Raw genomic sequence first — 17454 nt, 5'->3', positions numbered from 1 at the left:
CGACCCGCCCCGCCCGGGTCGAGCCGGACCCCTATCTCTTCTTCTCCCTTGCCGGAGGCTGCTGTGCGTTCCACCTCGCGCGTCACCACGACGCTCGCCACGTTCCTGTTCGTCTCCCAGGCCCCGCAGTCCGAGTTCGCCAAGAACCCGGCCCGGACCCGCGAGCTGGTCCACAAGACCGCCGACCGACTCGGCCCGAACGGCGCCGCCGCCGCGGTCGCCGAGGTCGCCTACGAGTACGGCAAGCACCCCGAGACCGCCGCCGCCCACATGCGCGCCTGCCTGCTTGCCGTCGAGTCCGCCGACTTCCGCACCTTCGTCCCCGCCGCGCGGCTGGCGGTGACCCGATGAAGGCCACCGAGAGCTTCACCGCCGAGCGGATCACCGCCCTGGTCGCGGTCGTCGCGGGCACGCTGGCCGCGCTGCTCGCCGTCCACGTCGGCACGGGCATCGGCAACGTCATCGGCGCCGCATTTCTCACCTACGTGGCGACGATCGTGGCCGTTGCCGTCAAGGTGCCGCTGCAGCTAGTCAAGGTCGTCACCGCCAGCGGCCGGGGCACGGTCATCACCGTCGTCATCACGGCCATCGTGCTCATCGGCATCGCCAAGGCGTTCCGGGGGCTGGCGTGACCACGGCCAATCACCTGTTCACCGGGGGCGGGGGTGACCTCGACGGTTTCCGTGCCGCCGGATTCCGCGCGCGGTCCGCGTTCAACCACGCCCCGCCGGCCGTCGCCACCGTCCGGCTGAACTTCCCCGGCGTCCGCGCCGAGTGCGAGAACGTCCACACGCTCGACATGCGGCGCCTGCCGTACGCACGCGTCCTGGTCGGCTCCCCGATCTGTAAGGAGGCCGCCCCGGCGGGAGGAAACAGCGCCCCGCAGGTGGCCACCCTGGACGACGCGGTCGAGGAAGCCGACGACGTGGTCGAGCAGGACGACCTCAAGGCCCGGCCCGCCATCTGGTCGCAGACCCGAGCCACCGCGTGGGACCTGATCCGCGCCGAGGAGTGCGGCCAGTACGACGTCATCGTCGGGGAGAACGTCCCCGGCTTCGCCACCCGCTGGGACCTGTTCGACGACTGGCTGCGGATCTGGGACAAGCTGGGCAAGTTCCCGACGCTGGTGTCCTTCGACGCCGCGCACCTGGACGGCGAGGACTTCACCGCGGCGCCGCAGCACCGCCACCGCATCGCGTTCGTCCTCGCCCGCAAGGGTCTGCCGCGCCCCGACCTGCGGCCCCGGCCCCGGGCCGTGTGTGAGCACTGCGGCGACGTCCGGGCGATGCAGCAGTGGGCCCGCCCGCGGATGCGGAAGACCGCCACGTACGGCGAGGGGTACCGGTACATCTGCCCGAACCGGCGCTGCGGGCACCGCGAGGTCGTCCCGCTGACACGGCCGATCGGCGACGTCCTGGACCTGTCCGCGCCCACCCGCCGCTTCGGCGACGGAAAGGCGGGCAAGAAGTTCCGCCCGTACGCCGCGACGACCCGGGCCAAGGTCGAGCTGGGGCTGCGCCGGTTCGAGGGCAAGCCGTTCCTGGTCATCCTGCGCAACCACAGCACCGTTCAGAGCCTGGACGAGGCCGCGCCCGCGTTCACCGCCGAGGGCAACCACCACATGTACGTGGAGCCCGCCGGCGCGACGCTCGACGACTGCCGGGTGCGGATGTTCACCAACCGGGAGAAGGCCCGGGGCCAGGGCTTCCCCGACTCCCACCAGTTCGCCGGGACCAGCACCGAGGTCAACCGGCAGATCGGCAACGCCTTCCCGCCCCCGTCCGCCCGCTGGCTGGCCGAGCGGGTCCGGGAGGTGCTGGCATGAGCGCCGCCAAACGGTTCGATCCCGAGATGAACGGCGGGCTGCAGCTGGGCTTCGACCTCTTCGAGGAGGAGCACCAGGAGCAGGCCGCCCCCGCCGGGCCCACCACCGTGGTGTGCCTCAAGGGCCGCCGCGACGACCCCGAGATCAAGGACGTCGTCTACGTCGGCCGCCCTATGTACCAGGGCGGGTGGCGCCTCGCCGGTCACCTGCTGGCCAACCCGTACGTGGTCGGCAAGCACGGCACCGCCGAGGACGTCGTCGCCAAGTACCGCGTGTGGCTCGACAAGCACCGGGACCTGGTCGCGCGCGAGCTTCCCCGGCTCAAGGGCCAGCGGCTGGGCTGCTGGTGCCCCGAGGGTGGGCCCTGCCACGCGCGCGTGCTCGCCGAGCTGGCGGACGCGGCTGAGGTGACGCCGTGACACTGCCCGAGCAGATCAAGGCATGGGCCGCCGATCAGGGTCTGACTCATCAGCAGGGAGCCGCCGGCACCGCCGTGTTCAGCCCCGACCTGGTCCACCGCTACGCCCTGACCCGCACCTGGGCACCCGGCACGCACCGCGTGTACGTCCTGGTCAACCCGTCGATGGCCACCGCCGACCAGGACGACCCCACGGTCCGGCGACTGGTCGGCTTCGCCCAGCGTGACGGCCACGGCGGGCTGGTGCTGGCCAACCTGTTCGCCGTCCGGTCCACCGACCCCAGCATCCTCACCACCGGGCTGCTCGACACCGTCGGCACCGACAACGACGCGCTGCTGCAGCTGCTCGCCGAGGCCGCCCACGACCTCACCGTCGGCTGGGGAGTATGGGGCAGGCTCCAGCGGGCCGCCACCGTCGAGAAGGCCCTCACCGCCCACGGCGCGCGGCTGTGGGCCCTGGGCACCACCAAGGCCGGGCACCCGCGCCACCCGCTGTACCTCCGGGCGAACGCGCCTCTGCAGCCGTACGAGCCGGGCGGGGTGGCCCGGTGAAGAAGCTGACGCTCAAGGCCGAGGAAGCGCTGCTCGGGGCGATGCTGCACCGCCCCGAGGCGCTGCCCTCAATGCGCTGGGTACCGCCGGGCACATTCTCCCGCCCGGACTACGCCGCCTTGTGGCAGACGCTGCACTCGATCGACTTCTCCAAGGTCGCCCCGAACGACGTCCCGGCCGCAGTCACCGCGGCCGTGGCGAAGATCGAGGAGCCGGGCATCCGGCAGACCCTCACCCCGTCACGCCTGTCCAACCTGGCCAACGCCAGCGTCTGCCCGAACCCGCAGACCGCCCCGCTGTACGGCGGGATGGTGCTGGAGGCCGCGATCCACCGGGCGGTCGAGCACGCCGGCGAGACGCTGCGGGACACCGCACGGCAGGCCGAGGTCGACCAGGCACTCAAGGTGCTGGAGCAGGCCGACAGGACAGGGCAGCGCCTCGCCCAACTGGATGCCGCCTGGAAGACCGCACCCGAGACGGTGCGCAACCTGCTCGACACCCAGCCCGTGGAGCCGGTCACCCCGGTGCCCCGCACCGAGCGGGCCCGGATCGACCTGCAAGCCGAGGGCGAGACCGTCGCCTCGCTGCTCTACGAACCCCGCCAGCTGCGCGAGGTCACCGGCTGGCTTGAGGACCGGGACTTCTCCCACCCGCAGTTGGCCGCCGTCTACCAGGCCATGCGCACGCTCGACGAGCGGCACGCCCCGATCGACCCGCTGACCGTCGCGTGGGAGGCCCAGCGCCACCCCGGGCCGCAGCCCAGCGACCAGGTCCTCGCGGAGCTGCAGGAGGCCGGGATGGGCGGCACCGCCGCCTACGCCGCCGAGCAGGTCCTGCACACCGCCGCCCTCGACCGGCTCGACGCAGCCGGTCACGACCTGCGCAACTACGCCCGCCACCCGGCCCTGCCGGTCTCTGCCCTGGTCGATCACGCCGGGCAGGCCCTTGAGCCGGTCCAGGCCGACCACCAGCGCATCCAGCACGCCGAGCGCGAGCCGGAGCTGGCCAGCGACAAGGAGCCCGCCCCAGCGGCTCCCGCCCACACCCCCGACTCCCCCGCCCATCAGCACGAGATGGAGATGTGACCCCATGAACGAGCCCACCCCCTTCGACCCGACCACCTACCTGATCAGCCGCGAGCAGCAGATCAGCGCCCTCTACCTGCCCAGCGTCGAGCCCCTGCCGCCGGTGAAGTCGGCCGGCCGCGTCCTGTGGGAGCACTTCGGCCGCCTCGCGCCCGGACTGGTCACCACCGCGGCGACCGCGCTGGCGTGGGGCTGGCACGAGCAGTTGCCCGACGGCTCGACCCAGCCGCTGTGGATCAGCGGAGGGCTGGCCGCCCTCGCCGCCGCGGCGGGCACCGTGTCGGCCGCCAAGCAGCATGGCGAGGCGGAGACCACCCGGTGCGCGTTCGCCGCCGGCGGGACCCTCGCCCTGCTGGGCGTGGCCGCCTGGACGCCGGACTCCGCGCTGCGCGCCCTGCTGTGGCTGGTCGGCACCGCGGCCGTCTACGCGGTGTGCGCCCCGCTGTGGCGCGGCGACCGCCGTCTGGAGCGCGAGCAGCGCCACGAGCGCGTCATGGCGGAGACCGAGGGTCGCACCCAGGTGGCCGTCGCCATGGTCGAGGGGCAGACCCGCGTTGCCGAGAAGGTGTGGGAGCACCGCACCGAGGTGGCCCGGGTCGAGGCCATCAGCAAGACCGTCGAGGCACTGGTCGCCGCGAGCGACGCCCGCGAGACCCGCGCCGTCGCCCCCGGCGATGAGCTGAACGTCGCCGCCCTGCTCAAGGCCGCCGGACACGAGGCCCCGGTCGAGCTAACCGCCGCCGAGCGCGAAGAGCGGCAGCAGTGAAGCCCACCGCCGCCGTCGGGCGACTGGTCAGGCAGTGGCGCGGCCACGTCGTGGAGGTCTCCCCGAAGGGACTGTCCATCGACGGCCACACCGTCGACCCCAAGCCGCTGACCGAGCGCGACGCCGTGAAGCCCTCCGACGACCCGCGCACCCACCCCTCGCTGCAGTTCCTCGACGGCGGCTCCCTGGTCTACCGGGGCCACGTCCAGGCCGAGATCCACCCCGGCCAGGAGGTCACCGTGCACGGCCCCAAGGGTGCCGAGTGGCCGCCCGAGCCCACCCGTGAACCCGAGGCCGCACCCCGGCCCGAGCGGCGCCTACGACTCGTACGCGACGAACCCGATGCCGGCCCCGCGCCGCCGGAGGTCGACGACGATCTCGACATCGACTTCTGAGACCCCGACACCGGAAAGAAGGGACATGACAGTGAACGACACCCAGACCGAGGACCAGGACGTCCGCACCCACCAGGAGGAGGTCGCCGGGTTACTTCCGGCCCTCGCCCAGCTCGACCGGACCGCCGCCGAGCTGGAGGCGAAGAAGGCGTCCGGCCAGAAGGTCACTCAGGCCGACGTCAACGCCTACCAGCAGCAGGCCGCCCACGCCCGGCACCTGGTCGACGCGGCCGGCGCCGACCACCGCGAGGTCGCCGAGGCGGAGAAGGAACACCGCGGCGATGGCGACAAGGGCTTCGCCTCCCGGGGTCTGGACCACGCCGCCCACCCCCGCACCTTCGAGCCGACCCAGCCCCCGGCCGACAACGGCCAGGACCGCGACCGCGACGACGACGAGGAGATCGACCTGTGAACGGCGAGAAGCACAACGGCGAGCAGCAGCCGGAGCCCAGCGACCCGTGGGCACCGGTCACCGTGCCCGCCGAGCAGGTGGTGGAGCACAGCCAGCTGCAGGATGCGTATCAGCAGACGCTGACGGCCGCCGGATACGGCGAAGACCAGCGCGATCGGTACATCGCGGAGTCGGGCCTGGACCCGGAGCACGCAGCGTGCGTATGGGCCGAGGAAGTCTTGCCCGCAGCCGAGGCCGCCGGCGCGATCCCCGCCAATCCCGGCTACTTCGACCCGGTCGAGCGCGCCACCCTGGACGCCCGGGACGCAGCCGTCGATGAGTTCTGGAAGCAGCACCCCGAGTACGACGTGTTCAGCAACTCCCCGGAGAATCAGGCACTGTTCAGGCAGGCCATGGAGCACGGCGACCAGCGGGCCCGCGAGGTCCTGGGCGACCAGGTCGCCGAGCACCTCCTCAGCCGCCCGCTGGGGCCCACGGAGGAGCCCACCCACCCGGGCGACGCCCCGGAGACCGTCGCAGACGACAGCCTCGACATCGACTTCTGAACCTGAAGAAGCGCAACGAGCCCCACCAACCCCGGCGGAAACCCCGTCGGGGTTGTCGTTGTTGGTGAGTACGGTGATTTACATGGAGATCAACGGGGCGGAGCAGCAGCGAGGACACGTACTACTCATCGCAGGAGACGCTGCCATGCGCCGCCGGACCGTCCAGATCGAGCCCAGCGCCAACTTGGCCGCCCTGTCGATCGTCCCGGTACCCGTCCTACTCGGCAGCGATGTCCCGAGCGACACCACGTATCTGGACGGCGTCCGCGACCAGAACGCCCTGCTGACCCGGCTGCGCGCCGCTGCGGCTACCCCCGGCCCGCTGCTGGTCTACCTCTCCGGCCGCCTCACCGTCGACCGGCGCGGCCACCAGCTCTACCTCGCACTGGCCGGCACGACTGTGTCCACCGCCCGGTACACGGCCCTGCCGTGGGAGTGGCTGGGCACCGAACTGCGCCAGCGCCCGCCGGGCCTGACCACCGTGCTGCTCGACGCCGCAGCCGACAAACGCGCTTGGCCCCTGCTGCAGGAGTACGGCTCCCTGCCCGCCCCCGGCTCCGTCGAGGTGTACGGCACGATCGCCCCGCCCGGGTTCACCAGCAGCGACAGCAGCGTCAGCACCTACACCCGGGTCTGGATCGAGCAGCTGCGCCGCAACCAGCAGCGGCCCACCAACTCCCGGCTGCACGCGCTGACCGTAGGCGCCGCAGCCCTGCCGCCCGGCACGCTCATCGTGCCCACCGCCCCCGAGCTGGCCGCTCCGGAAATCGCCACCCGCCACGCCGCCCAGCAGGCCGCCACACGGCAGCCCCAGACCGTACAGCGCATCCTCGCCGGGGACACAAACTTCACCGAGGAGCTGCGCGAGCGCCGCGCGCCCGCTCCAGCGCCTGCCCCTCAGCCCCAAGCCCCGGTGCCCCCCACCGCGCCAACCCTGGCCGAACCGGCGGGCGCGTCCCTGCAGTTCCCGCCGCCGACCGCCCCGGTCCCACAGCAACGGCAGCACGCCGCCCCCGAGCAGCAGCCGGTCCGAGCCGCCCACCCCCACACGCAGCAGCCCGTCGTGGCGCACCACGTACCGGCCCAGGCCCCGGCACTGATCCAGCAGGCCCCGGTGCCGCTCCAGCAGCCGGTCGTGCACCAGCCCGCACCGGCCCTACAGGACCCGCGCCCCTACGTGTACGGACTTGCGCAGCAGGGGAAGTTCGACGAGGCCGCGCGCCTCGCCCAGGCGTGGGAAACGCACACGCTGCAGACGTACGGCATCGACTCGCCGCAAGCCACCCAGTGGGTGGAGATCCGGGCCGACCTCGCCAAGCAGCAGGGCAACTTCGTGCTGGCGACACAGCTATGGATCAGTGCCGGGCGGACCCGCCTCGCGCACCAGTCGCCCGATGCCCCCGAGGTCCTCAACACCGCCAAGAGCGCCCACTACTGCTGGACGCAGATCAGCGAACCGCGGCACGCCCGCGAGTGCGGGCCCGAGCTGATCAGCCTGCTGCGCGCCCTGCCGTCGCTCGACCGCCGGCACCTGTCGGTGGCACAGCAGCGCCTGGAATACCTGCACAACGCGCCCAGCGGAACCTGACGCACGACACGAGGGGAGGAAGCCATGGACGAGGAGACGCCGGAGGGCGAGCGGCTGTGGTCCGGGGCGTGGGAGGAGATGACCGTCCCCGTGCCGCTGGCCGCCTCTCTGACCTGCCTCAGCCCGCACACCGTCGGGCAGCTCACCGAGGGCGGGCACCTGGTCGCCGAGCGACACGGGAACTACCGCTTCGTCACCCTGGTCAGCCTGTTCGTCTACCGCCGCCGCCACTGGACGCCGGAGCAGGCCGAGAGGTACAACGCCACGCCCGAGGATGACACCACGGCGCTGGACCAAGCCGCGGAGCAGCTGGCCGGATAACCGGCCCTGACCTGGGCTGATCCGGTCCTCTTATAGAAACGGGCCCTCGAATGAGGCCCGTTTCTGTTCAACTCGCCCGCGTCGGGGCGTTGTCCGTACGATCAGCGCTCATGAGCACCGCACGTCGGACGCTGGGCCACGGCCCGCAGCCCCAGGCCCCCGCCGCCCCCGCGCACGGGCCCGAGGCCACCCGCCGGGTCCGCGCCACCGAGGCCGACGTCGAGGCCGCCCCGCTATACCGGCCCGGCGGGCTGGAGCACATCGCCCAGCTGCGCGAGAGCGACGTGCTCGGTCCGGTCACGCCACCCGCGTGAGCTGGGCAAATTCCTGTTTTCCGACCGACGATGAGGCGCTCAGCGCGGAAGCCGACGCCCTCGCCCGGCAGGCAGCGCCCGCCGAGGAATTCTCCAGGCCCAGACGGCGCCGAAGGCAGCGATGTCAGCGCTGGTCATCTTCCACGCACTCACCTCCAAGGAACTCCGCACCACCATGACCACGGACCTGCGCGACGGCAGGCTGTTCCTGCCCACCCGCACGGTGCTGCTCGCCGCCCCGGTCCGAGACCGGATCGCGGCCTACCTGAATTACCGCAACAGCCGGTGGGCCCGCACCCCCAACCCTCACCTGTTCCTCTCCCAGACCACCGCCTGCGGCGTGGAACCGGTCAGCAACGTCTGGATCAACGACGTCCTCGGCATACCCGCCGACCGACTCCGCGTGGACCGCCTCCCCCACGAAGCCGAGGCCACCGGCGGCGACCCCCGCCGTATTTGCGACCTGTTCGGCCTCTCCGTTGGCGCAGCCCTCCGCTACACCTCCATCGTCGATCAGCCCGGCATCGTCGAGTACAACCTCCGCAACGCTGGTCCAGCTCCGAGCCCTCGCACAGACGGCGTCGGCTGACACTGCCCATTCGGCTCAACAGGACGCCCATGGCAATCCCAATTGGGTGCATCCGGAGTGCGGTGCTCATGTGGCGTCCGCAGCGTGGTGTGTGACTTCCACCCCAACCGTCTGATCCCCGCGTGCGGCTGTGCTGTGCGACGTGGGTCCAGGAAGGAAGACATGCCCATACGCAAGAGATCGTCGGTTCGCGCAGTGGCCGCAGCCGCCATATGCGTCACCAGCCTCACCGCGCTCGGCGCAGGCCCGGCCTCAGCGGTGAGAGCCGACGGCCCCGCCCCCAGTGCCAGCCCGCAGCGGGACACGCAGCCGGAACGGACGGACAGCCAGTCCACAGCACCGACACAACAGCAATCAGCCAAGCACACAGTCGTCCCCGGCGACACCCTGTGGGACATCGCCCAGCAGACCCTCGGCAACCCTCTGCTGTGGGAAGAGATCTACACGCCCAACCAGCAGACCATCGAGGACGCGGCCCGTCGGCACGGGTTCGCTTCCAGCGACCGGGGCCACTGGATCTTTCCTGGCACCGTGCTGACGCTGCCCCCGAAAGCGAATCCGCCCAAAGCTCCTGACGAGACCGTCCGCACCAAAGCGAACGGGTCGCCCGCCGCAAGAGCGGCACTGGCGAGACTTCAACAGAACATCAGGAACTACGTCGCCCAGAACACCGGCGTGTACTCGTTCCTCAACCTCTTGGCTGCTGGGCGGGTCGTTCTCATCACCGATGCCCCGGCGAACGTCGTGTCCCAACTGACCAACCTGTCCGGGGCGCCAGAGAGCGAAGTGCAGGCGATTCGCAACATCCTGGTCATCCGTGGGACCGTCGACCTGACATCCCGCGACGCCGATGAGCCACCGTTCAAGGGTGGTGGCGGCATCCAGGCGGGGACCTCCGGCTGCACTGCCGGTTACGCCGTGTCGGACCACGTGGGAGCCCGGTTCATGGTCACCGCCGGCCACTGCTTCGACCACGAAGGCGAAGAAGTCACAACTCTGTCCGGAAGGCCGTACGGCCGGGTCTACGACAAGGAAGCCGCGTTGGACGCGGCGCGTATCAGCGGGGAGAGTTACGCCGGAAGGATTTTCACTGGCGACCGTGACAGCGACACCATCCCGGTGCTCGGCGCCGGGGACCCACGTGCGCTGCCCGAGGGATTCGCCATGTACTGCTTCAGTGGTCTCACAACCGGCGAATCTTGCGGTAACTCTGTGGTCTCCACCGGTGATCAGCTCTGCCCGAAGGATCCGGGTTTCGGATGCGTAGAGGGTGTCACCACCCTCTACGGCATTCGCGGGTCACGGCATGGAGACTCGGGCGCCCCGCTCTACGTCAAGGGCAACGGCGGTGCCTTCATCCGCGGTCACATCCTCGCCGGCACAGCCACGGAGGTTCCTATCCCCGGCACCGGGCTTTCCGTCCCCGGCTTTGTGAGCGTGGCCCTGCCGTGGAGCCAGGTGGCCAACAAGTTCGGCGTCAACATCGTGACCGGATTGGAGGGCGTCGACATGGTGCCCAACTCCGCCGGCACGACCGGTTGAGTCGTCACCCCTCTCACAGCGACGAAGTCAGCTGACCCCTCCAGTAGGGCGGGCCCGGGTGAACCCGGGCCCGCCCACACACGGTTACGGCTGGGCCACCCGTCGGTTCGCCTTCGAAGCCCCTTCGGAAGAGGCGAACCCACGGCCTTTAGCCAGCTGACGGAGGACGTTCAGCGCGGCCAGCGTGTCCCCAAGGGCTTGGTGTCCGCCGCCCAGCGGCAGCCACTCGCGCACGCCCTCCCAGGTCGAGCGAGCCTCCATCACGCAGGACCAGTTCGCGCTCCGGCCCAGGTGTCCCGAGGGCAGCTCCAGCCGCCGGCAGTCGCCGCGTCTCGCTGCCGCTGATAACAAGCCCTTCGGGGGCCGCGGCCGCCGCACGGCAAAAGACCAGGTCAGGCGGCAACAAGAAGAGGGGACTACGCGACGGCGCGCTGACGTTCGGCGTCAACCGCGCGCCGCAGCTGCTCCAGCTTGAGGGGCAGCAGCTGGCGCAGCCCTTCGAACCGCAGCCGGCCGACCCGGTACGAGGTGATCAGCCCGTTCTCCTCCAGCGGCATCCCGGGCGGGCGGATCACCGTGTTGCCCTGGTCGTCGAGGACGCCGTCGTGGTTCATCCAGAGCGACACCCACAGCTTCGAGGTGCCGTGGGCCCGCTGCACCAGTTCTTTGCGCACGTCCAGCCAGCGCTCCAGCGCGGCCCGGGTCAGTGCCGAGGTCTCGACCCACTCCCCCTCGACTGCGCCGCCGCCCTGGGGGCGCCGCTCGACGTACACCGCGGCGTTGTCCTCGCCCAGGTCCGTGGTGCGCAGCTCGACCAGCTCCCCGCTGCGCGCCGCGGTGTCCAACTCGACGGCGAGCAGGGCCGTCAGTCGGGTCTGCGCTGGGGACATGGCCCCGGCGAGGTACCGGTCGAGCTGGCGGGACAGCGCGGACAGGGTGGCCGCCTCCGGCGCGGGCTGCAGTGGGATCTCCCCGCCACCCAGGCGCAGCGCGGGCATTCCCAGCGCCTCGCGCAGAAGGTCGATGCACTTGCGTCGGATCTCGTTGGTCGCCTCAGAAGTGGGCGGGAGGTTCCCGTCAATCCGCCGGTGCCGCAGCACCCCGGACTCGGCGAGCCGTACGTACGGACCGAGCGCCTCTTCTTCCAGGAGTCGCTGCAGGCTGCGCCGGGCACCGACCGGCAGCGCCCCGCGGTCCAGCGCCCGCTCCAGCTCCCCGCGCACCATGTCCAACTGACGCCGACGGGCCGCGCCGGCGCCCAGGCCGTCGAGGAGCTGGTCGAGCGCGCGGACCGAGGGGAACTTCGACGTCTGCACTCGGCGATTGTCGCGTACCAGGCCGAGCCGTACCTGGGTGACGGCCGAGTTCCTACACTTTCTGGACCTCCCTTTGTGCGCACGCGTACGCGCGCGAGGCTGGACATCTCCTCCGGGCCAAGGAGGAGGTGGGGAGACTGGAGCGCCCGGCGGTGCGCCCTGTGTCCGGCCGATGCTGCCGCCGCCGGGCACCGTCAGCGGCCGGCCTGCTGCCGCAGGAAGCGCCGCTCCTTGTACCGGCGTCCCCACTGCCACCGCTTCGTGGCGTACGAGAGGTCCTCTCGGCAGGCGTCGAGGAACACGCCCTGCGCCGCGACTACCACCTCAGCCTGCCGCTGGAATCGGGCGCCGTCCTTTTCGTTCAGCTCAAGGTCGCTGGTCGCGGCGACGAGGTCCTCCGCCGCGGCGATGACCGCCACAGTGCCGCACAGCCGTACGCCGTGCAGCGCGCCGATGAGTTCGCCGCTGACCTCCCACGCCTGGGGCAGCTGGCCCAGCAGCAGCTTGTGCGCCGCCCGGCCCGCCTCGCGCTGCAGGTGGGAGAACTGGAACGCGTAGTTGAACGAGCGCGTTGAGGCGTCCAGCAGCCTCCGGTACGCCTCCGCCCGGTCTTCCTTGCTACCCAGCCGGGGAACGCCCGTGGGCCGGTAGCGCCCGATCAGCGCGGAGGTGACGCTGCCCGTGGCCTTGATGCTGGCAGCGGCGACACCCGACGTTGTGAAGGTCATGCCCGGTTCTACCACCCGGCGGATGCGGCGACGGCCGGGTCGGCGTAGCAGCTGCACCAGGCGGGCCGCCCCGCCCAGCGCGCGGGCCAGTTCGGCGAGCACGGCCAGTCCGCCGTCGGGCACGGCCCGGCCCGCCTGGTCGAGCAGGGAGTGGAGCAGGTCGAGGAGCACGGGAGCCTCCGGGCGTTCGGCAGGGATCTTTCGCCCCTTGCCGAGTCCGGGAGTCCGCGCAGACAGCAGCGGCGCCCGATGTAGTCCGAGTGATCCGGGGCGTCTTCCGTTTCAGGGTGCCCCGCGCCCCATCCGGAGTGTTAATACGGTCGATCTGCCGAGCGGCAGCGCTCTACCCGCGCCCGGCCGTGAGGCATATCTTCAAGAGAGGACCGCACGCGGAGAGCTCGATAATTCGAAGTGCGCTCCTCCAAGAGAGGTGAGTGAACCCTAAAAGCGGGAGAAAAATCCCTCGGAGGAGGGGTTCTTACCGAGCCTTAGCCGAAAACCCCTCCCCCGAGGGTCTTTCACAATCACGCTTGGTGTTTCCTAGTCAGCGCTGGACACACGGCTTTTGGGAGCCCTCGCTCAGCACTGGCCGGCGGCCCATCGGGGGTGGCTCCCCCGAGAAGGCCCCGGCCCAACCCTTTCGACGGTCTCGTTGATGATGCCGCACCAGCAGGCCCCGCCCGGCCACCGGGCGGGGCCTGCTCGGTCCTCAGGCACTCCGAAGCCGTCACTGTGACGCGGCCTTTCAGCGTCCCGGGACGCGGCACTACCGATTCCGCTTATGGCTGTCAGGAGCCACATCAGGTTTTGTCCCTGACTGTGCTTCGGGTTATCTGTTTCAGAGAAATCCCTCCACAGAGCACGAATTGTGGCCGGGTCACACCGATGGCGTAACATTCACGCTCAGCCGGTGACGGACTGTTAGCCGCAGTCCAGATGTCACTGGTCAGAGCGAGGTTCCCAAAAAACCCGCGGTCGAGCTTCGGACATTCGATCGAAGCTCGACCGCCTCTCGAATAGGACACGTGTGTTCAGCGACGTCTACGTCGCGGTCATTCTGATCTTCGGGATCGTGCTGGCCGCAGCCTGTTACGCCGTACGGCGCCTGGAAACCAGGCCCACCCGTATCGCTTCCGTCCTCACTGCACTCGCCCTCCTTATCGGAGCGTTGGTGCCCGTGGTGCGCCTCCTGACTGAGTCGGCGGCCCCGTCCTCCGGAGTCGTCGCCCCGGCGCCACCGACGACAACCGTCTCTCCGATGGCATCCCCTGACTCCGTGTCGACGGTGCCCGGTTCGACCGTCACGCCTCCTGGCACGGGGAGGTAACCATGAGCACCTACCCCACCATCAGCCGGAGACCGAGCGAGGGCAGGGCCATCTCTGAGTTCTTCTCCCTCCACGGCCTGCCGCCCGACTCCGTAGACACCCTCACTGAGGTCTCCCGCCTGCGAAGGCGACCCCGCGGCCGCCCTCTCGTACTCCCGGTCGCGAAATCCGCCTTCTTCCTCGTCGACGGGCGCGTCTCGGAACTCGTGCAACCCGGCAAGGTCCGCCTGTGGCGCGAGCTGATGCTCTTCGAGAGCGTCAGCAGCACCGCCTTGCTCCCCGGTACGTACAGCGAGGAGAGGGCGAACCCGAACCCCAAGAACCTCACCTCCGGGTCCACCCTGTCCCGGTGCGTCTTCGTCGAGGTCCCGAACACCAAGCTGAACTCGCTGGTGATGACGGACCCCGCGATCGCCCTGATGCTCGCGCGCATGGCAGCCAAACGGCACCTCCTGACGGAGCGGATGTACACCGCGAGCCGAGCAACCCCGGCTGCCCGGGTTGCGGCAGTACTGAACTATCTGGCCGAGCCCACTCGGAGAAACGCGATAAAGCCCAGGGAGGACGGCGTCATGGTGATGACGACCACCGAGGAGCTGGTCGCCTCGGGACCGAGCCAGGCTGACCTCGCCGATGCCCTTTGTCTGGGGCGGGCAACCGTCGAGAAGGCGATCGCCGAGCTCCGGCAGGTAAAAGCCCTGAGGTCCTTCGGTCCGGGAGAACGGGCTAACCGCTGCTACCCCATCGAGGACCGGGACCTCCTGCGGCAGATCGCCGTGGGCGGGTAAGGCAGCAGCCGGCGCCGAGCTTCCGACGACTCGGCGCCGACCGGGCCGCTCATGCCTCCGTCTCGCCGAAGAAACAGTCCCGGCGGGTAGTGACTCCACCCCAGTTGGGACAAGGCCTGAATCCTGGAGAGGGCCCGCGCAGCGCCGTCGCTTCCTGTGTCGGCCGTGCCGCATGTACTGCGGTGGCCTCGCAACCAGCGTCGACCAGAGTGCCGGTGTGAAACGGCGAGCGGCCTATCCGCAGCCTTGGTCGCTGATGCTCATGGAGGAACCTGAACAAGGTCTTTCGGTGCCATGTAAAGGATCCGGTGGCCGTACGCCTCTCAGCATGCGTACGGCCACCGCTGCTTCACCGTGAGGCGCTGGGCCGCAGACTGGAGGAGGTCCGCAGCGGCGGACATGGTTCGGATCCTGTGGTTCACCAGCGATAGCAGGGGTGACCAAGCCCCAGACCCCGACCCCGACCCGCGTGCGTGACCGGCCGTGGAGAACATCGGTACAGCCATTCTCGGTAGCGAGTATTCCGCTTAGCGATCGGACGGCCGTTGCGCCAGCCCATCTTGGATTGCACGGCGCGACGACAGGTCGACCTGCCTGCCGCTCCGGAACCAGCGCGCCCGCCACCACACTGGACCGGGCAAATGATGTCTATAAATTAAGTCCTGGTGCTATGTTGATGTCGATTCGGTAAGTGACTAGCTCCTTGGGGGGGGGATCATGGCTGGTGAAATCACGCCGTCGCAGTGGGCCGTTGAGCAGTTCGGTGATCACGCCGCGGAGGTGATACGGCATGTGGTTAAGGGTCTGGCACGTGGTCAACAAACCGCCTACGAGGTACAGGTGGCGGCCCAGAAGGCGGGGGCCGAGGACAAGCGCGCCTACGGCAGCATGTGGGCCACGCGCTACGGACAGGTCGTCAAGCAGTTCGAGCTGGCCGAACTCCCCGGCTATGAGGCCCGCAAGCCCAAAGGGGCGTCGTACAGCCTGGCGGTCGTCAACGGGCGAGTGCTGATCCCCTTTCGGCATGCCGACTCGTTGAAGGAACCGATCTCCCGCGCAAAGCTGAGCACGAAGGTTCCTCACCAGGTCTCCCGCGACAACGGCGTAGGCCCTGCGCAACCTCCACCGACGCTGTTCGACAGCGATTCCGAGACCACCGAGCCGACGGCGGACCCCTCGGTGGCCGAGGCCGCCGCGGCGGCCTCGGCGGAGCAACTGACAGTGATCTACGTCGCGTACGCTGCCAACGCCGACAGCGACAAGGTCCTGGCCGCCTGGTGGGGTACGCCGACGTCGCTGGAGGACGACGGCGCCATGGTGTGGACTCCGGAGCCGCTCGACATGAGCATCGCCACCGCCGAGCAGGACTCCAGCGACTCCCGCGATGACCTGCGCGATGCGGGTACCACTGTCCCCCGCGAAAAGGGCTTCACCGGGGGAGACCTGCCTGTTCTGGGCGTCACGCACCGCTTCGAGGTCGCCAAGCGTCCGTCCGCCGAACAGGAACCAACCATTTCCGACATAGAAAACGGCGATGAGTAAGAACACCCAACCACCGCTGTTCACCGCTCCCGGCAGCCGCGGCGGCTCCGGTAAGGGCCGCACCGACCGGGGTCAACCGTCCCCGGCTGCCGTGCACGAGCTCTTCGACCCCGCCCGGCTGGCCCAAGCCCGCAGCCTCATCGGGATGACGAAGAGGGGGCTGGCCGACGAGCTGGGGGTGACCCCTGCTGCGGTGAGCCAGTACGAGATGGGCACCAACCGGCCGCGCCCCGACCTGCTGCCGCGCCTGGCCGAGATTTTGGATGTGCCGCTGACGTACTTCCTGGCGGGGCGGCCCCACGCGCGGCTGGACCCCTCGGCCGCGCACTTCCGCAGTCTGCGAAGCACCCGGGCCTACCAGCGCGCCAAAGCCGTCGCGTTCACCGAACAGGTCTGGGAGCTGACCTACGCACTGGAGAAGCGTGTCCAGCTCCCCGTGGTCGACCTCCCCGGCTTCGCCGGCGGCGAGGTACACCCGGGCACCGATCTGCCCAGCGAACCTGCCTCCGCCGCCCGAGCCCTGCGAGTCGCGTGGGGGCTGGGCACCGGGCCCATCGCTCACCTGGTCCGGCGCCTGGAAGCGCACGGCATCGTGGTGGTCACCCCGCAGCGCGACGAGGACCTGCGCTCCGTCGACGCCTTCTCCACTTCGCGCCTCCCGCGCCCGTTGATCGTACTGACGCCCAACCGGACCGACGACGTCTACCGGCACCGCTTCAGCGCCGCCCACGAGCTGGGCCACCTGATCCTGCACGGCGACACCAATCCCGGTGACATCACCCAGGAACGCGAGGCCGACACCTTCGCAGCCGAGTTCCTCACCCCCCGCGAATCGATCCTGCCCGAGCTGCCTGCACGGGCGGACCTACACAAGCTTTCGCAGCTCCGCGACAGTTGGGGCGTCTCGGTGCACTCCCTGTTGTACCGCTGCCGAGAACTCGGCCTCCTGTCGGACTCCTCGGCCAGCCGCGCCTACCAGCGGCTGCACGGCCTGCAGGGGCAACCCGGTTTCGCTCCGGAACCCCTGGCTGGCTATCCCGGCGAACAGCCCGCGCTGCTGTCCCAGGCCTTCGCCCTCGCCTGCGACCACAGCCTGACAATTACTGAGCTGGCTCACGAGCTGGCCTGGAGTGCAGCCCAGGTTCGGCGCATGCTCGGTTGCGAGGAAGACCGGCCAGCCCTACGGCTGGTCAGCAGCTCGTCCTGATGGCCTGTTGGCGGGGTCCGGCTGCCGGACCCCGCCGCAGATCAGCCCGCGGGCCAGCAGCCCTCCGGTTCTCCTCAGCGCCGGCCTGCTCCCGCAGGGAACGGCGCTCCCAGAGCCGTCTGGACACCTGCCATCAGCGAGCGACGTAGGCGAGGCCCGCGCGGCAGGCGAAGGCCTGACGTCGAGCGGTGTGG

At 70.2% G+C, this 17454-nt stretch carries 20 protein-coding genes; 18 read left to right on the top strand and 2 right to left on the bottom strand.

Translation table 11 applies throughout. The features are described from left to right. The first annotated feature begins 63 nt into the window (after positions 1 to 63). From ABZ027_RS32010 to ABZ027_RS31940, 15 genes are all read left to right on the top strand, one after another. Positions 64 to 351: a hypothetical protein gene (locus ABZ027_RS32010; protein ID WP_356774401.1), complete on the top strand. Its 288-nt coding sequence runs from the start codon at positions 64 to 66 to the stop codon at positions 349 to 351. Beyond that, positions 348 to 632 carry a hypothetical protein gene (locus ABZ027_RS32005; RefSeq protein WP_356774399.1) on the top strand — a complete coding sequence of 95 codons (285 nt, stop codon included), beginning with the start codon at positions 348 to 350 and terminating at the stop codon, positions 630 to 632. The genes ABZ027_RS32010 and ABZ027_RS32005 overlap by 4 nt, the downstream gene beginning before the upstream one ends. Further along, the gene (locus ABZ027_RS32000) at positions 629 to 1825 is read left to right on the top strand and encodes a DNA cytosine methyltransferase (RefSeq protein ID WP_356774397.1); all 1197 of its coding nucleotides are present in this window, start codon (positions 629 to 631) and stop codon (positions 1823 to 1825) included. The genes ABZ027_RS32005 and ABZ027_RS32000 overlap by 4 nt, the downstream gene beginning before the upstream one ends. After that, positions 1822 to 2244: a DUF4326 domain-containing protein gene (locus tag ABZ027_RS31995; protein ID WP_356774395.1), complete on the top strand. Its 423-nt coding sequence runs from the start codon at positions 1822 to 1824 to the stop codon at positions 2242 to 2244. Before ABZ027_RS32000 ends, ABZ027_RS31995 begins: the two co-directional genes overlap by 4 nt. After that, positions 2241 to 2795: a DUF1643 domain-containing protein gene (locus tag ABZ027_RS31990; RefSeq protein WP_356774393.1), complete on the top strand. Its 555-nt coding sequence runs from the start codon at positions 2241 to 2243 to the stop codon at positions 2793 to 2795. Before ABZ027_RS31995 ends, ABZ027_RS31990 begins: the two co-directional genes overlap by 4 nt. Continuing rightward, positions 2792 to 3880 carry a DnaB-like helicase N-terminal domain-containing protein gene (locus ABZ027_RS31985; RefSeq protein ID WP_356774391.1) on the top strand — a complete coding sequence of 363 codons (1089 nt, stop codon included), beginning with the start codon at positions 2792 to 2794 and terminating at the stop codon, positions 3878 to 3880. The genes ABZ027_RS31990 and ABZ027_RS31985 overlap by 4 nt, the downstream gene beginning before the upstream one ends. A 4-nt stretch (positions 3881 to 3884) precedes the next feature. Further along, complete coding sequence (locus ABZ027_RS31980) at positions 3885 to 4646, top strand: hypothetical protein (RefSeq protein WP_356774389.1); 762 nt, start codon at positions 3885 to 3887, stop codon at positions 4644 to 4646. Continuing rightward, the gene (locus ABZ027_RS31975) at positions 4643 to 5041 is read left to right on the top strand and encodes a hypothetical protein (RefSeq protein ID WP_356774387.1); all 399 of its coding nucleotides are present in this window, start codon (positions 4643 to 4645) and stop codon (positions 5039 to 5041) included. The genes ABZ027_RS31980 and ABZ027_RS31975 overlap by 4 nt, the downstream gene beginning before the upstream one ends. Before the next feature lie 25 nt (positions 5042 to 5066). Next, positions 5067 to 5453, top strand: coding sequence for a hypothetical protein (locus ABZ027_RS31970; RefSeq protein ID WP_356774385.1), 387 nt, complete (start codon positions 5067 to 5069; stop codon positions 5451 to 5453). Continuing rightward, a complete protein-coding gene (locus ABZ027_RS31965; RefSeq protein WP_356774383.1) occupies positions 5450 to 5998 on the top strand; it encodes a hypothetical protein in 549 nt (182 codons plus the stop codon). Before ABZ027_RS31970 ends, ABZ027_RS31965 begins: the two co-directional genes overlap by 4 nt. 82 nt (positions 5999 to 6080) lie before the next feature. After that, a complete protein-coding gene (locus ABZ027_RS31960; protein WP_356774381.1) occupies positions 6081 to 7586 on the top strand; it encodes a hypothetical protein in 1506 nt (501 codons plus the stop codon). Between the two features lie 24 nt (positions 7587 to 7610). Further along, a complete protein-coding gene (locus ABZ027_RS31955) occupies positions 7611 to 7907 on the top strand; it encodes a hypothetical protein (RefSeq protein ID WP_356774378.1) in 297 nt (98 codons plus the stop codon). A gap of 110 nt (positions 7908 to 8017) precedes the next feature. Beyond that, the gene (locus ABZ027_RS31950) at positions 8018 to 8221 is read left to right on the top strand and encodes a hypothetical protein (RefSeq protein ID WP_356774376.1); all 204 of its coding nucleotides are present in this window, start codon (positions 8018 to 8020) and stop codon (positions 8219 to 8221) included. Positions 8222 to 8342: 121 nt separating this feature from the next. Next, on the top strand, positions 8343 to 8810 hold the full coding sequence (locus ABZ027_RS31945) for a hypothetical protein (RefSeq protein ID WP_356774374.1): 468 nt from the start codon (positions 8343 to 8345) through the stop codon (positions 8808 to 8810). Positions 8811 to 8972: 162 nt separating this feature from the next. Next, positions 8973 to 10352: a LysM peptidoglycan-binding domain-containing protein gene (locus ABZ027_RS31940; RefSeq protein ID WP_356774372.1), complete on the top strand. Its 1380-nt coding sequence runs from the start codon at positions 8973 to 8975 to the stop codon at positions 10350 to 10352. Between the two features lie 416 nt (positions 10353 to 10768). On the opposite strand, the gene ABZ027_RS31935 is transcribed toward ABZ027_RS31940, so the two are convergent. After that, positions 10769 to 11668 (bottom strand): hypothetical protein, encoded by a 900-nt coding sequence (locus tag ABZ027_RS31935; RefSeq protein WP_356774370.1) that lies wholly within the window; start codon positions 11666 to 11668, stop codon positions 10769 to 10771. Positions 11669 to 11862: 194 nt separating this feature from the next. Then, entirely contained in the window at positions 11863 to 12567 is a 705-nt protein-coding gene (locus ABZ027_RS31930) for a hypothetical protein (protein WP_356774368.1), read from the bottom strand. A 1158-nt stretch (positions 12568 to 13725) separates the two neighbouring features. Between ABZ027_RS31930 and ABZ027_RS31925 the strand changes: the two genes are divergently transcribed. The 3 genes from ABZ027_RS31925 to ABZ027_RS31915 all read left to right on the top strand — a co-directional run bounded on the left by ABZ027_RS31925 (position 13726) and on the right by ABZ027_RS31915 (position 17260). After that, on the top strand, positions 13726 to 14511 hold the full coding sequence (locus ABZ027_RS31925; protein WP_356774366.1) for a hypothetical protein: 786 nt from the start codon (positions 13726 to 13728) through the stop codon (positions 14509 to 14511). Between the two features lie 717 nt (positions 14512 to 15228). Further along, on the top strand, positions 15229 to 16053 hold the full coding sequence (locus ABZ027_RS31920; RefSeq protein ID WP_356774364.1) for a hypothetical protein: 825 nt from the start codon (positions 15229 to 15231) through the stop codon (positions 16051 to 16053). Then, entirely contained in the window at positions 16046 to 17260 is a 1215-nt protein-coding gene (locus tag ABZ027_RS31915; protein ID WP_356774362.1) for an XRE family transcriptional regulator, read from the top strand. The genes ABZ027_RS31920 and ABZ027_RS31915 overlap by 8 nt, the downstream gene beginning before the upstream one ends. Positions 17261 to 17454: the final 194 nt, after the last annotated feature.

It is taken from the genome of Streptomyces sp. NPDC006332 (genome assembly GCF_040612855.1).
GTDB lineage: Bacteria > Actinomycetota > Actinomycetes > Streptomycetales > Streptomycetaceae > Streptomyces.
This window is presented reverse-complemented; position numbering and strand designations above follow the sequence as displayed.